At 66.5% G+C, this 14,073-nt stretch carries 14 protein-coding genes; 10 read left to right on the top strand and 4 right to left on the bottom strand.

Annotated features, from left to right (window positions below):
• Positions 1-7 precede the first annotated feature (7 nt).
• Genes C665_RS21080 through C665_RS05495 form a run of 4 tightly spaced genes read right to left on the bottom strand, consistent with a single transcriptional unit; the run spans position 8 to position 4,768 of the window.
• A complete protein-coding gene (locus C665_RS21080; protein WP_004302333.1) occupies positions 8-1,141 on the bottom strand; it encodes a Fic family protein in 1,134 nt (377 codons plus the stop codon).
• Positions 1,138-2,403, bottom strand: a complete 1,266-nt coding sequence (locus C665_RS05505; RefSeq protein WP_245537144.1) for a restriction endonuclease subunit S — start codon at positions 2,401-2,403, stop codon at positions 1,138-1,140. The genes C665_RS21080 and C665_RS05505 overlap by 4 nt, the downstream gene beginning before the upstream one ends.
• Positions 2,403-2,636, bottom strand: a complete 234-nt coding sequence (locus tag C665_RS05500; protein WP_004302329.1) for a hypothetical protein — start codon at positions 2,634-2,636, stop codon at positions 2,403-2,405. Before C665_RS05500 ends, C665_RS05505 begins: the two co-directional genes overlap by 1 nt.
• Positions 2,636-4,768 carry a type I restriction-modification system subunit M gene (locus C665_RS05495; protein ID WP_004302327.1) on the bottom strand — a complete coding sequence of 711 codons (2,133 nt, stop codon included), beginning with the start codon at positions 4,766-4,768 and terminating at the stop codon, positions 2,636-2,638. Before C665_RS05495 ends, C665_RS05500 begins: the two co-directional genes overlap by 1 nt.
• A 375-nt stretch (positions 4,769-5,143) precedes the next feature.
• On the opposite strand from C665_RS05495, the gene C665_RS05490 reads away from it, so the two are divergent.
• From C665_RS05490 to C665_RS05445, 10 genes are all read left to right on the top strand, one after another.
• Complete coding sequence (locus C665_RS05490; RefSeq protein ID WP_004302325.1) at positions 5,144-5,977, top strand: MetQ/NlpA family ABC transporter substrate-binding protein; 834 nt, start codon at positions 5,144-5,146, stop codon at positions 5,975-5,977.
• A 4-nt stretch (positions 5,978-5,981) separates the two neighbouring features.
• A complete protein-coding gene (locus C665_RS05485; RefSeq protein ID WP_004302322.1) occupies positions 5,982-7,061 on the top strand; it encodes a methionine ABC transporter ATP-binding protein in 1,080 nt (359 codons plus the stop codon).
• Complete coding sequence (locus C665_RS05480) at positions 7,042-7,698, top strand: methionine ABC transporter permease (protein ID WP_004302320.1); 657 nt, start codon at positions 7,042-7,044, stop codon at positions 7,696-7,698. Before C665_RS05485 ends, C665_RS05480 begins: the two co-directional genes overlap by 20 nt.
• Positions 7,699-8,050: 352 nt before the next feature.
• On the top strand, positions 8,051-8,635 hold the full coding sequence (gene msuE, locus C665_RS05475) for an FMN reductase (protein ID WP_004302319.1): 585 nt from the start codon (positions 8,051-8,053) through the stop codon (positions 8,633-8,635).
• 32 nt (positions 8,636-8,667) lie between these two features.
• A complete protein-coding gene (sfnG, locus tag C665_RS05470) occupies positions 8,668-9,780 on the top strand; it encodes a dimethylsulfone monooxygenase SfnG (RefSeq protein ID WP_004302317.1) in 1,113 nt (370 codons plus the stop codon).
• 14 nt (positions 9,781-9,794) lie between these two features.
• Positions 9,795-10,943, top strand: coding sequence for an FMNH2-dependent alkanesulfonate monooxygenase (gene ssuD, locus C665_RS05465; protein ID WP_004302315.1), 1,149 nt, complete (start codon positions 9,795-9,797; stop codon positions 10,941-10,943).
• A complete protein-coding gene (locus C665_RS05460; RefSeq protein WP_004302314.1) occupies positions 10,940-11,782 on the top strand; it encodes an amidohydrolase family protein in 843 nt (280 codons plus the stop codon). The genes ssuD and C665_RS05460 overlap by 4 nt, the downstream gene beginning before the upstream one ends.
• A gap of 194 nt (positions 11,783-11,976) precedes the next feature.
• Positions 11,977-12,537, top strand: a complete 561-nt coding sequence (locus C665_RS05455) for a carboxymuconolactone decarboxylase family protein (RefSeq protein WP_004302312.1) — start codon at positions 11,977-11,979, stop codon at positions 12,535-12,537.
• On the top strand, positions 12,534-13,619 hold the full coding sequence (locus C665_RS05450) for an acyl-CoA dehydrogenase family protein (protein ID WP_004302310.1): 1,086 nt from the start codon (positions 12,534-12,536) through the stop codon (positions 13,617-13,619). Before C665_RS05455 ends, C665_RS05450 begins: the two co-directional genes overlap by 4 nt.
• On the top strand, positions 13,616-14,073 hold a 458-nt coding region (locus tag C665_RS05445; protein ID WP_004302308.1), incomplete at its 3' end, for an ATP-binding cassette domain-containing protein. The genes C665_RS05450 and C665_RS05445, both read left to right, overlap by 4 nt.

The following is a 14,073-nucleotide window of genomic DNA, read 5'->3' as shown; positions in this document are numbered from 1 at the left end:
CCGAACTTTAACTTGTGAACAGCTTAAGGTAACGATCAAAGGCATATACCCTGCCTCGTTGCTGGCCGGTAATCTCCACCAGAATGTGCCGCTCGATCAGTGCCTTGATCAGCGTGTTGGCCGTGGGCGTGGACACGCCCAGCGCCCGCTGGAGGTCGGCGGCGGCCACGATGGGGCGCCGGTACAGCAGGTTCAGCGCATCCCGGGCCATGGCCGCGCGGCGGCCCATGTCCAGCACCGCGTACTCCACTTCGGTGCGCAACGCCAGGATCTGCCGAAAGGTGTCGCGCCCCTTGACCGCGGTCTGCGTCACCCCATTGAGGAAAAACCGCACCCAGTGAATCAGATCGTTGCTCGTGCGCACCCGCATCAGCGCGTCGTAATAGCTGGCCCGGTTGCGCTCGAAAAAATCCGACAGGTACAGCGAGGGTTTGGCCAGCAGCCCGTGGCTGATCAGGTAAAGCGGAATCATCAGCCGCCCGATGCGGCCATTACCGTCGAGAAAGGGGTGAATGGTCTCGAACTGGTAGTGGCTGATCGCGACACGCACCAGGTGCGGCACCACCACCGCCTCGTTGTGCCAGAACTTCTCCAGGTCCCCCATCAGCTCGGGCACCCCTTCATGGTGCGGCGGCACAAAGGCCGCATCGGTCAGCCCGGAGCCGCCGATCCAGTTCTGGCTGGTGCGAAATTCACCCGGCAGCTTGTGCTCGCCACGCACCCCGCGCATCAGCGTGGCGTGCGTCTGCTTGAGCAGCCGGTTGGACAAGGGCAGGCGCTGCAGCTGGTCGATGGCCAGGTTGACCGCGTCGATATAGTTGCGCACCTCGCGCCAGTCGTCGCGCTTCTCGGGACGAATCTGGTCCTCGGACATCAAGGCCTCGTCGATGGCCGTCTGTGTGCCCTCGATCTTGCTGGAGGTCTGCGCCTCCTTGACCACGTGCATTTCGATGAACAGATCGATGTCGGGGACGATCAGCGAAAACGCATTCAGCTCCCCTAGCGCCCGGGTGGCCTGCTCCAGCAAGGCATTGATCGTGGCGTCTTCCCAGGTCCATTCGTGGTTGACCGGCACCGGCTCGAAACTCTTGTACTGGTAGCGCGGCTGCCAGCGGCCAGCCTGGAAGGTTTCGAATTTCATGCGCCCATCTCCTCCGGCGGGATCTGGCCGGTGACGGCGGCGGTGATCAGCGCGGCGCGGCGTTCAGTCAGCAGATCAAGTGAGGCCTGGATCTTCGAGCGGACAGGCATCGAGACAGCCAGCGACTGCCCTATTCGGGCGCAGATTTCGATCTGCTCGCACCTCGGCGGGACGGGGATCTTCATGTTCGCCAGTTGCTCACAGGTGATCGCGCCCTTTGTGCTGCCCGCGCCGTCACTATCGCTTCGCAGAAATGCGTAGGCGTGCCCTAGCAGATGGCACAGATAATCAGCGCAGAGCGCCTGGGTGCGTGGCTTGATGAACGCAAGATGCTGATTGATGGTGGCCTCGACGCCCAGCACTGCAGCCATTCCCCGCGTCTTTCCCTGTCCAGTGATGCCCACGAGCACAGCAGGCGGTTGAATCTTGGGCAAATGGCATTCTCGAAGCGCCGTTTCGGTAACGAATCGACTTGCGACCGTGACCGGCGACACGTTGACGACGGAGCTATTCAGCCAAGGGTAGCCCTGGTCGTCCCAATAGTCGGCGTTGTCGACCGAAGGGGTCGAACCGTTACCCACGACCGCCAGGTACTTGATCGGCTGCACCTGCCAGTGCGCCGGAATCTCGCCCAGCCACTCCTGACCCGAGGGTTTGAGCGGAACGTTCGGGTCGAGGCCGCGGGTGACGACGCGGCTGATGAGGGCGGCGCGCTTTTCTTCCAGCAGCGCAAGCATGCGCTCCTTCGCGGCAATCAGCCGGTCGATGCGGGCGGTTTCGCGGTCGAGGTAGTTGGCGATGATCGACTGCGTTTCGAGCGGTGGAAGGCGAATCTCAAGTGAGCCAATGAAGTCCCAACTCGCGCGAGGCATCCTTGCCCCGAAGGTCGATGCGTCAACTGCCCCCACAAAGTCTGGTGTCAGCAGCTCATAGAGCAGGAACCTGGGATTGAGGGCCTCCGCTGGTTGCATCACAAGCAGCTCCGTGGAGCAAACCCCGTCGCGAGGCGCTTGGCAAGCCTTCGCTAGGTACGGACGAAGCTTCCCAAATAACACATCGCCTTCCCGAAAGACGTTCGCAAGACCGGTCTCCGCCTCGGAGTCCTTATCTGCCTTTGGTTCGGACGCGATCATCCGACCCGTCCATGACTCGATATTCTCAAGCCCGACGTACTCAGCATGATCCGCCCCTGCTGGCGTGCGCTCATTGCGCAGGGGGGCTACGAACTTCAATCGCGCTGATTGCCAGCAATGAGAAGGCATCATTCCCGCTCCTCCTGCAACTGCTCATCGCCAAACCGTTGCATCTCGTCCTTCTCTGTCAGTTTGAGAAGGTACTTCGTGGAGTGCAGTCGGTTGTCCGTGCCGGCCAGGGTGTATTCGATGAGGGCGTAATGCTTGTCGGTGCGCAGCAGGATGGTGTTGGCGGTCGGTTCCGATTGTGGGGACAGCATCCCCACAATCCGGGAGACGTCTCCCGAATCCGCCTGCGCCATCATTCCGTCACCTCCCGAAGCAAGTCCAGAATCTCCTTCTCGACCTCCGCCAGCTCGGCGTCGATCACATGCAGCGGGCGTGGCGGCTGGTACTGGAAGAACACGCGGTTGAAGTTGATCTCGTAGCCGACCTTGCCGATGCCGCCGTCCTGCTCATCCAGTGTCTCGCGATCGATCCAGGCGTCGGCCACGTAGGGGCGCACCTCGCGCAGCACGTAGCCGACGATGTCCTCCTTCAGCGGGATGTTCTCCGCGTCCTTCAGCGCCGGGTCCGCTTCGTACTCGATGTGCTTGCCCTTGCCATCGGCGTACAGACCCAAAAGCGCGTACAGCTCGGCCTTCGTGACGTCAGCGGGTAAGGCCTGGCCGGGGAACAGCGCGGCGAGGTCGAGCGGCGCGACCTTGTGGTGCCTGGCGATGACCAGCGCGGCCTCGGGGTCCACAGTGGTGAAGCAGTCACGGAAGGTCTTCTTCTGCGCCGTGCCCTTCGCGCCCTTGGCCCAGCCCTCGACCTCCTCGGGCAAGTCCTTGAACACCTGCTGCACGGCGTCCCAGGCCTGGTTCCAGTCCAGCAGCGGCTCGTCGCCGAGCGCGTCGCGCACCGCCTGCAGGGCGTCGAACAGTTCGGGGCAGGCATTCAGAAAGCGCTCGCGCGCATCCTGGGTGATCTGGAAGCGCAGGCGCAGCGGGCGCAGCACGGTGATGCGGCGGTAGCCGAAGTCGGTGTTGTCGAACACGCGGCTGGTCTCGCCGTCAGCCATGCCGCCGTGCTCGCGGGTGACGGCATCGAGGGCAGCCTGATCGAGGTAGCGGCGCTTGTCGCCCAGGCTGCGCTTCATCGGCGTGTAGCGCCCGCGCGCGTCGATGAGCTGGATCCTGCCCTTGCGGTGGGCGGCCTTGCGGTTGCTGACCACCCAGATGAAGGTGCCGATGCCGGTGTTGTAGAACATCTGCTCGGGCAGGGCGACGATCGCCTCGAGCATGTCGCGCTCGATGATCCAGCGCCGGATGTCGCTTTCGCCGCTGCCGGCACCGCCGGTGAACAGCGGCGAGCCGTTGAACACGACCGCCGCACGCGAACCCGGCAGGTCCTTGTTGCCGGGCGCGTAGTCGGCAAACTTGCTGATCATGTGCAGCAGGAAGAGCAAGGCGCCATCGTTGATGCGCGGCAGCTTGCCGCTGTAGCCGCGGAAGTCGGTCCAGCGGTCGATCACCTTCTTTTCGGCCTTCCAGTCCACACCAAAGGGCGGATTGGCGAGCAGGTAGTCGAACGAGCGCATGTCCGCAAAGCGATCGTCGATCAGGGTGTTGCCGAGCTCGACGCGGCTGTCGCGCTGGCCCTTGATCAGCAGGTCGGAGGCGGCGACCGCATACGAGCGCGGGTTGTAGTCCTGCCCATACACCTTGACCGTGGCCTGCTCGTTGTGGGCGCGAATCCAGTTCTGCGCCTCGGCCAGCATGCCGCCGGTGCCGCAGGCCGGATCGCAGATGGTGACGATGACGCCGGCCTGGGTGAGCACGCTGGTGTCGGGCTCCAGCAGCAGGTTGACCATGAGCTGGATGACTTCGCGCGGGGTGAAGTGGTCGCCGGCGGTTTCATTGGCGGCTTCGTTGAAGCGCCGGATCAGGTCCTCGAACACCAGGCCCATGGTGATGTTGTCGACCGTGCGCGGATGCAGGTCGATTTCGGCGAACCGGGCGACCACCTGGTAGAGACGGTTGGACTCCTCGAGCTTCTCGATCTCCTTGTCGAACTCGAAGCGTTCGAAGATCCGGCGGACGTTCTCGGAGAACCCGTCGATGTAGTCGGCCAGATGGCGGCCGATGTTCTCCGGGTCGCCCTTGAGCTTGTGGAAATCGAGCTGGCTGTGGTTGTGAAAGCCCAGCGGGTTGCCGTGCTCATCCTTGGCCAGGTTGTTGAGGATGGCGTCGATGTTGGCGATCTTCTTCGCGCTCAGTTCGGCGTGGCGCTTGAGCACAGCGTCCTTGCTGGGCGCCAGCACGGCGTCGAAGCGGCGCAGCACGGTCAGCGGCAGCATCACGCGCTCGTACTGCGGCGGGCGGTAGGGGCCACGCAGCAGATCGGCGACGGACCAGATGAAGTTGGCGAGTTGTTGAAAGCTGGCGCTCATGCATGCGTCCTGGAATGCGAGTGGTTCGGGTGCGCGGCGATGGCCGCACGGGCGCACCGAATCGTCGGGAGTCTACCCGGACCGCTCCCAAACGGTCATCGCATCGGCGACTTCGATCGGGCATGTAGCCAATCCGCGAATCGGCGGGTCACCTGGATCGGGTGAAACCACGCGCTGGCCCGCCCCCGTCCTGCTGCTGCCGATGGTGCACTGCAACCACAAACGCGCTGAAATCCGGACAGCCGCCACACCTCTGCAAAAACTCAAGCGCCTGTTTTAAAGCACCTTTTCTTCTGGCATCGCTCTTGCTCCATGGGCTTCAGGTTGATCTGCACGCAGTCAGTCCTTTTACCGATCCCCATCCAGGAGCCCACCATGAGCAAGAACAACGCATTCCCCCGCACCGCCGCCAAGTGGCTGAAGACCTTCGCCGTCGCCGCCCTTGCGACCTCCACGATCGGCCTCGCCCAGGCCGCCACCGACAAGCCGCTCAAGCTCGGCACCACCGCGGCCTTCGTGCCGGCGCTAGAGGTCGCGGTGCAGGAGGCCGCCGCACAGGGCGTGAAGGTCGAGCTGGTCGAATTCACCGACTGGAACACGCCCAATCTCACGGTGGCCAAGGGCGACATCGACGCCAACTACTTCCAGCACATCCCCTTCCTCGAGAACGCCAACAAGGCGGGCGGCTTCAACCTGGTGCCGGTCGCCATCGGCATCATCAACAACGTCGGCCTGTATTCGAAGAAGCACAACGCGCTGGCCGACATCCCGGTCGGCGCCAAGGTGGCGATCGCCGGCGACGCGGTCAATGGCGCACGCGGCCTGCAGCTGCTGGAGAAGGCCGGGCTGATCAGGCTCAAGCCGGGCACCGGCTACAAGACCACCCAGGCCGACATCGTCGACAACCCGAAGAAGCTCAGGATCATCGAACTCGAAGCGGTGCAACTGGCGCGCGCGCTCGATGACTTCGACCTGGCGCAGGGCATGCCGCATTACCTGAAGCTGGCCGGCACGATCGACCCGGCCAAGGCGCTGATCTTCGACGGCCAGGACCAGAAGGTGTATGCGCTGCAGTTCGTCACCCGTCCGGAAGGGAAGGATGACCCGCGCCTGCAGAAGTTCGTGCGCATCTACCAGACCTCGCCGGCGGTGCGCGCCGCGCTCGACAAGCACTCCGGCAAGTTCTACACCGCGGCCTGGGAGCACTGACACCATGGACCGGCTTGCAACCCGCATCGAGCAGTCGCTCGCCCACATCCGGCTGGGGGCGATCGGCAAGACCTACGACACCGGCCGCGGCGCGGTCACCGCGCTGGAAGACATCGACCTCGACATCCAGCGCGGCGAGATCTTCGGCATCATCGGCCGCAGCGGCGCCGGCAAGTCCTCGCTGATCCGCACCCTGAACCGCCTGGAAGACCCGAGCAGCGGCAAGGTGGTGATCGACGGGCGCGACATCGCCACGCTCGACGAGAGCCAGCTCGTCGGTCTGCGCCGGCGTGTCGGCATGATCTTCCAGCACTTCAACCTGATGTCGGCGAAGACGGTGTGGCAGAACGTGGCCCTGCCGCTGAAGGTGGCGGGCACGAGCGCGGCCGACATCGAGCGCCGCGTGGCCGAGCTGCTGGAGCTGGTCGGTCTGGCGGAGAAGCGGGACAGGTATCCGGCGCAGTTGTCGGGCGGGCAGAAGCAGCGCGTGGGCATCGCCCGCGCCCTGGTGCACCAGCCGGAAATCCTGCTGTGCGACGAGGCCACGTCGGCACTCGACCCGGAGAGCACGCAGGCCATCCTCGCGCTGCTGAAGGACATCAACCAGCGCCTGGGCCTCACCATCGTGCTGATCACCCACGAGATGGAGGTGATCCACGAGATCTGCCATCGCGTGGTGGTGCTGGAACGCGGCCGCGTGGTGGAGCAAGGTCCGGTGTGGCAGGTGTTCGGCGACCCGCAGCACGAGGTCACGCGCAGCCTGCTCGGCACCGTGCATCACGACCTGCCCGACGACCTCAACGGCCGCATCCACCCCGAGCGCAGCGGCGAAGCGCGCGCGCTGCTGCTCGACCTGCACTTCACCGGCGTCAGCCGCCGCGACCCCGACCTGCTGTCGATCGCCAGCGTGCTGGGCGCCGGCACGCGGCTCGTGCATGGCGGCATCGACCGCATCCAGGGACGCGCGCAGGGCCATCTGCTGGTGAGCGTGGATTCGAGCGAACCGGCAGAAGACATTCTCCACCGCGCACGCGGCCTGGCCGACAAGGTGGGAGGACTGGGTTATGTCGCCCTTGCTCATTGATCGACTGCTCACCGGCGCGTGGGAGACCTTCGTGATGATCGGCGTGTCGTCGCTGATCACGCTGCTGCTCGGCATTCCGCTGGCGCTGATCCTGGTCGCCACCGCGCGCGACGGCATCTTCGCGGCGCGCTGGGCCAACAGCGTGCTGGGCAGCGTGGTCAACGTCGTCCGCTCGATCCCGTTCCTGATCCTGATGGTGGCGATGATCCCGATCACCCGCCTGCTCGTCGGCACCAGCTACGGGGTGTGGGCGGCGATCGTGCCGCTGAGTGCGGCCGCGGTCCCCTTCTTCGCCCGCATCGCCGAAGTGAGCCTGCGCGAGGTCGATCGCGGTCTCATCGAAGCGGCGCAGGCGATGGGCTGCAAGCGCTGGCACATCATCTGGCACGTGCTGCTGCCCGAGGCCCGGCCGGGCATCGTCGCCGGCTTCACGATCACGTTGGTGAGCATGATCAACGCCTCGGCGGTGGCGGGGGCGATCGGCGCCGGCGGGCTGGGCGACCTCGCCTACCGCTACGGCTATCAGCGCTTCGACACCGACGTGATGCTGACCGTGATCGTGCTGCTGGTGGCGCTGGTGACCGTGATCCAGTTCGGCGGCGACCGGCTGGCGCTGAGGCTGAACAAGCGGGGCTGAAGACCCGCGCCGAACGGATCGGCGCCACCCCCTCCACCCTGCAATCATGCAAATACCGATCCCGCCGCGCTCATAGTGGCGGGATCGGCGTTTTTGGCGTGATGAATCCCGACCGCGCCGAACACCACTCCTTTTGGCGCGATGCACGGCATATCGCGCCATTCCGGGCTGGAGGCGCAGCTGCTGCGTGAGCAGCAGTTCGATCCGGCCTCTGCTGCGGCGCCAGCAGCAGCGTCGACGCCATATTCTCAAGCCACTGTTTTACAAGCACAAAGCTCCTGGCACGCACCGTGCTAATGCTCATGCAAGTGCCAACCCTGGCACGCCGCACACAACCCACAAAGGTGAAAGCATGAGCAAGCCCATCAAAGTCGTGGCCGTTTCCGGCGGCCTGCAACGTCCCTCCCGCACCCTGACCGTCGTCGAAGCGCTGATCGACGCCCTGGGCGAGCAGGCTTCGATCGACGTGCGCCTGATCGAACTCGGCACCGTCGGCCCCAAGCTGGCCGGCGCGCTCTACCCCTCGCAGTTGCCCGATGAGGTCAAGGCCGACATCGCCGCGATCGAAGCGGCGGACTTCCTGGTGGTGGCGAGCCCGGTGTATCGCGCCTCCTTCACCGGGCTGTTCAAGCACCTGTTCGATTTCGTCGACCACAACGCGCTGATCGACGTGCCGGTGCTGCTGGCCGCCACCGGCGGCAGCGACCGCCACGCGCTGGTCATCGAGCACCAGCTTCGCCCGCTGTTCAGCTTCTTCCAGGCCCATACGCTGCCGATCGGCGTGTATGGCAGCGAGGCCGAAATCCAGGGCTATCAGATCACCAGCCCGGCGCTGCAGGCGCGCATCGACCTCGCGGCCGAGCGGGCGCGCCCCTTCCTGCGCCCCCGCGCGCCCGTCGTCTCGAGCGTGCTCAAGAACGCGCGCGCGGCCGCCTGACCCCCCGGATCGACAGACAAGGAAACACGCACATGAGTCGCGACAACATCAAATTCGCCTACTGGGTGCCCAACGTCAGTGGCGGGCTGGTCGTCAGCAAGATCGAGCAGCGCACGAGCTGGGACATCGACTACAACCGCAAGCTGGCGCAGATCGCCGAGCACGCAGGTTTCGACTACGCCCTGTCGCAGATCCGCTTCACCGCCGGCTATGGCGCCGAATACCAGCACGAGTCGGTGGCGATCAGCCATGCGCTCTTGGCCGCGACCGAAAAGCTGCGCGTGATCGCCGCGGTGCTGCCCGGGCCGTGGCATCCGGCGGTGCTGGCCAAGCAGATCGCCACCATCGACCAACTCACCGGCGGCCGCGTGGCGGTCAATGTGGTGTCGGGCTGGTTCCGCGGCGAGTTCCACGGCATCGGCGAGCCCTGGCTGGAACACGACGAGCGCTATCGCCGCTCGCAGGAGTTCATCGAGGTGCTCAAGGGCATCTGGACCCAGGACAACTTCACCTACAAGGGCGACTTCTACCGCTTCCACGACTACACCTTGAAGCCCAAGCCCCTGCAGCAGCCGCATCCGGAGATCTTCCAGGGCGGCAGTTCGCGCGCCGCGCGCGACATGGCTTCCCGGGTGTCCGACTGGTATTTCACCAACGGCAACACCGTCGAAGGCATCAAGGCGCAGGTCGACGATATCCGCGCCAAGGCGGCCGCCAACGGGCACCGGGTCAAGGTCGGCGTCAATGCCTTCATCATCGCCCGCGACACAGAGGAAGAGGCGCAGGCGGTGCTGCAGGAGATCATCGACAAGGCCGACCCGGAGGCGGTCAATGCCTTCGGCGACGCGGTGAAGCAGGCCGGCAAGGCGAGCCCGGAAGGCGAAGGCAACTGGGCCAAGTCCACCTTCCAGGATCTGGTGCAGTATAACGACGGCTTCAAGACCAACCTGATCGGCACGCCGCAGCAGATCGCCGAGCGCATCGTCGCGCTGAAGGCGGTCGGCGTGGATCTGGTGCTGAGCGGCTTCCTGCACTTCCAGGAGGAAGTGGCCTACTTCGGCGAGAAGGTGCTGCCGCTGGTGCGCGCGCTTGAGGCGAAGGCTGCTGCCGCGAAGCCGGCACCCGAACTGGCCGAAGCGGCCTGAGGACGGGGAAAGACATGAGTCTCGACATCTTCTGGTTCCTGCCCACCGCCGGCGACACGCGCTACCTCGGCAAGTCCAGCTCCGGGCGCCCGGTCAGCATCGAATACATGCAGCAGATCGCGGTGACCGCCGACAACCTGGGCTACGACGGCATCCTGATCCCCACCGGCAGCGGCTGCCTCGACCCCTGGGTGGTGGCGGGCAGCGTGGCGCCGGTGACGCGCAAGCTCAAGCTGCTGGTGGCGCTGCGCACCGCGCTGACCAAGCCGACCGCCGCCGCGCGCATGGCGGCGACACTGGACCAGGCCACCCGGGGCCGGCTGCTGCTCAACGTGGTGGCGGGCGGCGACTCGGCGGAGCTGGCCGGCGACGGCATCTTCCTCGACCACGACGCGCGCTACGACGAGGCGAGCGAGTTCCTCACCATCTGGCGCCGACTGCTGCAGGGCGAGACGGTCGATTACGAGGGCGGACATCACAAGGTGAAGGGCGCGCAACTGCTCTTTCCCGCGCTGCAGAAACCCTATCCGCCGCTGTATTTCGGCGGCTCGTCGAACGCCGCCCACGACCTCGCGGCCGAGCATGTCGACGCCTACCTGACCTGGGGCGAGCCGCCCGCGGCGGTGGCCGAGAAGATCGCCGACGTGCGTGCGCGTGCGGCGAGGCGCGGGCGCAAGGTCCGCTTCGGCGTCCGCCTGCACGTGATCGTGCGCGAGACCAACGAGGAAGCCTGGGCCGAGGCCGACAAGCTCATCAGCCGCCTCGACGATGACACCATCGCCAAGGTGCAGGCGCGCTTCGCGACGATGGATTCCGAAGGCCAGCGCCGCATGGCTGCGCTGCACGGCGGCCGGCGCGACAAGCTCGAGGTCAGCCCCAACCTGTGGGCGGGCGTGGGCCTGGTGCGCGGCGGTGCGGGCACGGCGCTGGTGGGCGATCCGCACACCGTGGCGACGCGCCTCAGGGAATATGCCGATCTGGGCGTCGACAGCTTCGTGCTCTCCGGCTATCCGCATCTCGAGGAAGCCTGGCGCTTCGCCGAGCTGGTGTTCCCGCTGCTGCCAGGCAAGGCGCCGGTGACGATCCAGGATCAGGTGATCACCGGCGGCCCGTTCGACCAGAGCACGGTCAGGACCCCGGCAGCGGTGAAGGCGGCGGCATGAAAGTCATCGACATGCGCTGCCGGCCGGCTTTCCTGCACGACTTCTTCGGGGCCACGCCGGGCACACCCGAATACGACACCGCGCGCTGGCTCAACCGGCGCGTGGGCACACGCGGCAGCGACGAGCACTTCACGCGTTCCCACACACAGGAGGGTTTCCTCGCCGAAGTGCGCGACGCGGGGCTGAGCAAGGCCGTCGTGGTCGGTCGCCACACGCCGTCGCAGCACCTGCCGAGCGAACTGATCCACCGCATCACGCACGGCCATGACGAGCTGCTCGGCATCGCCGGCGTCGATCCGGTGATCCAGGGGCGTGCCGCAGTGGAGGAGGCCGAGCGCGCGATCCGCGACCTCGGGCTGGCGGGCATCGACATCGAACCGGGCTTCGGCAGCCCCGCCCACCACGTCGATGACCCGGCGTACTTTCCGATCTACGAGGTGTGCGCGCAGCTCGGCGTGCCGGTGTTCCTGATGACCGGCCCGACCACGCCCGACCCGCGCTTCAACGACCCGGCGCCGCTGGCCAACGTGGCGCGGGCGTTTCCGCAACTGCCGATCGTGAGCTACCACGGCTGGTGGCCGAACGTGGCGCAGGCGATCGGCCTCGCCTTCCGCTACGAGAACATCCACCTCGTGCCCGACATGTACCTCTTCGTCGCCGGTAGCAAGGCCTATGTGGAGGCGGCGAACGGCTTCATGGCGGATCAGTTCCTGTTCGGCTCGTCCTACCCCTTCCGCCCGATCCGCCAGTCGATCGGCGACTTCCTCGAGCTGGGCCTGCGCGAGTCGGCGCTGGACAAGGCGCTGTACGGCAACGCGGCGCGGCTGTTCGGGCTGTAACGACACGGCGGCGATTGACCAAGCCCCTGGGGCGACCGGCCACCGCCTGCGGACCATCCCGGAGGTGGCCGGCACCGCGCCAGAGTCAATATGGATATGCGCTCGCCGCTGATAAGCAAAGCAGATCTTCTTGGTTCGGTCCGTCGCGCAGGCTCAGCACAATTGCGTCCGTTTCCCGATCCGGATCGAACCCCATGTCCCGTCTGCCCCTGCAAAACCTCGAAACCGCCCCGGAAGCCAGCCGCCCCTTCATCGAACGAGCGCTCGGCAACAACGGCTTCGTGCCCAACCTGATCGGCGTGCTGGCCAACGCGCCCACCGCGGTGGAGACCTACTTCACCGTCGGCGAGATCAATGGCCGCGCCAGCCTGACCCTGGCCGAGCGCGAGGTGGTGCAGATCACCGCCGCCAGCGTGCATGGCTGCGAGTTCTGCGTCAGCGGCCACTCGGCGATCGCGCTCAAGAAGGCCGGCTTCGACCGCGCCACGGTGGTCGCCCTGCAGCAGCGCGGCATCACCGGCATTGCGCGCTACGACGCCCTCGTCGCCTTTACCCGCGCGGTGATCGTCAGCCGCGGCAACGTCGGCAATGGCGAGCTGAAGGCCTTCCTCGACGCCGGCTTCACCCAGGCGCAGGCGCTGGAAGTGGTGCTCGGCATCAGCCTGGCGACGCTGTGCAACTTCGCCAACAACCTCGCCGCAAGCGAGATCAACCCGCAGTTGCAGGACTTCCGCCCCGGAGTGCTGCAACCATGAATGCGCGCATTGATGCGGTCGACGCAGACCTGAGCTGGTTCTCTATCAACGCCGAGGCCTACAACCTTGGCAACGCCGACGCCGACCAGCTCGTTCCGGAGCTGGGCCGGCGCGGGCTGTTTCGCATCGGCGTGCCGCAGGCGCTGGGCGGGGACGGCGGCGACACCTTCGACGGCGTCGAGGCAATCGCCGCCATCGCCGAGCGCTCGCTGACCGCCGCCTTCGTGTGCTGGGGGCAGCGCACCTTCATCGAGTACCTGCTGCAGTCGCCCAACGCGGCGCTGCGCGAGCGCTGGCTGCCGGCGCTGCTCGCGGGCGAGTTCGCCGGCGCCACCGGGTTGTCGAACGCGATGAAGTTCCTCTCCGGCATCGAGTCGCTGCAGTTGAACGCCACGGCCAAGGGGGAGCGCTGGCAACTCGACGGCCGGCTGCCCTGGGTGACGAACCTGCGCAAGGCCGGCTTCATCGTCGCCGCCGCAGTCGCGCGCAGCGACGGGGCGGCACCGATGGTGGTCGCCATCACCGACAGCGAGTCCGGCGTGACGCGCAGCGCAGACCTCGATCTGGTCGCGCTGCGTGGCAGCAACACCGCGGCCATCGACATTCGCGCCGCCGATATCGGGCCGGAGCATGTGCTGCACGAAGACGCGCGCAGCTTCTGCCCCGGCGTGCGTCCGGCCTTCCTGTCGCTGCAACTGGGCATGTCGATCGGCCTCGCACGCATCGCGCTACGCACCGCTGCCGAGCAGGGCAAGGGCGCGCACGCCATCCTGCTGCCGCGCGTCGGCGAAGTGTCGGCCGAACTGGAGCGACTCGTGGGCGCCGTGCGCGAGGGTCTGGCGAGCGGCCGCTTCGTGAGCGAGCCGGCGGCGCTGTTCCGAATTCGCATCCGCCTCGCCGAGATCGCCCAGACCGCGTTGGGCCTGGAGCTCGACGCCAGTGGTGGGCGGGCTTACCTGCGCGACCAGCATCGCGACTTCGCGCGGCGCTGGGTGGAAGGCGCCTTCATCCCGGTCATCACCCCCAGCCTGACGCAGTTGCAGGGCGAACTCGCCAGGCAGGCCGGAGCCTGCGCAGCATGAACGCGCCGCAGCCGCTGGCGACCACCTTGGCGATCAACGCCGCGCGGGAACGGGTGCTCGACGCCGAGGGCCTGTGTTTCGCCTACGCGAAATCCGCCCCGACCTTCGCGGACGTCTCGCTCGGCATCGGCCGGCGCGAGATCGTCTGCCTGCTTGGCGGCAGTGGCTGCGGCAAATCGACCCTGCTGCGCGTGCTCGCCGGGCTGGAGGCGGCAAGCAGCGGTGACGTGCGCTTTCTTGGCCAAGCCCTCAGTAGCCCGCATCCGCGCAGTGCGCTGGTGTTCCAGCAGGCCAGCCTGCTGCCATGGCTGAACGTGTTCGACAACGCCAGCTTCGGCCTCGACTTCAAGCACCAGCCCGCCATCGCCGCGTCCGCCCGCAAGGCGCGCGTGCACGCGGCGCTGGCCGCCGTGGGGCTGGCCGGACGCGAGCAGGCGTGGCCCGCCGAGCTGTC

Source organism: Thauera aminoaromatica S2 (assembly GCF_000310185.1).
In the GTDB taxonomy this organism is placed as follows: domain Bacteria; phylum Pseudomonadota; class Gammaproteobacteria; order Burkholderiales; family Rhodocyclaceae; genus Thauera; species Thauera aminoaromatica.
The sequence above is the reverse complement of the archived record's forward strand: the minus strand, read 5'-3'. Positions and strand labels throughout refer to the sequence as shown.

What these genes read in the sequence shown, in the direction of transcription:
- C665_RS21080 (WP_004302333.1), bottom strand. Translation starts at nt 1,141, where the DNA reads ATGAAATTCGAAACCTTCCAGGCTGGCCGCTGGCAGCCGCGCTACCAG.
- C665_RS05505 (WP_245537144.1), bottom strand. Translation starts at nt 2,403, where the DNA reads ATGCCTTCTCATTGCTGGCAATCAGCGCGATTGAAGTTCGTAGCCCCC.
- C665_RS05500 (WP_004302329.1), bottom strand. Translation starts at nt 2,636, where the DNA reads ATGGCGCAGGCGGATTCGGGAGACGTCTCCCGGATTGTGGGGATGCTG.
- C665_RS05495 (WP_004302327.1), bottom strand. Translation starts at nt 4,768, where the DNA reads ATGAGCGCCAGCTTTCAACAACTCGCCAACTTCATCTGGTCCGTCGCC.
- C665_RS05490 (WP_004302325.1), top strand. Translation starts at nt 5,144, where the DNA reads ATGAGCAAGAACAACGCATTCCCCCGCACCGCCGCCAAGTGGCTGAAG.
- C665_RS05485 (WP_004302322.1), top strand. Translation starts at nt 5,982, where the DNA reads ATGGACCGGCTTGCAACCCGCATCGAGCAGTCGCTCGCCCACATCCGG.
- C665_RS05480 (WP_004302320.1), top strand. Translation starts at nt 7,042, where the DNA reads ATGTCGCCCTTGCTCATTGATCGACTGCTCACCGGCGCGTGGGAGACC.
- msuE (WP_004302319.1), top strand. Translation starts at nt 8,051, where the DNA reads ATGAGCAAGCCCATCAAAGTCGTGGCCGTTTCCGGCGGCCTGCAACGT.
- sfnG (WP_004302317.1), top strand. Translation starts at nt 8,668, where the DNA reads ATGAGTCGCGACAACATCAAATTCGCCTACTGGGTGCCCAACGTCAGT.
- ssuD (WP_004302315.1), top strand. Translation starts at nt 9,795, where the DNA reads ATGAGTCTCGACATCTTCTGGTTCCTGCCCACCGCCGGCGACACGCGC.
- C665_RS05460 (WP_004302314.1), top strand. Translation starts at nt 10,940, where the DNA reads ATGAAAGTCATCGACATGCGCTGCCGGCCGGCTTTCCTGCACGACTTC.
- C665_RS05455 (WP_004302312.1), top strand. Translation starts at nt 11,977, where the DNA reads ATGTCCCGTCTGCCCCTGCAAAACCTCGAAACCGCCCCGGAAGCCAGC.
- C665_RS05450 (WP_004302310.1), top strand. Translation starts at nt 12,534, where the DNA reads ATGAATGCGCGCATTGATGCGGTCGACGCAGACCTGAGCTGGTTCTCT.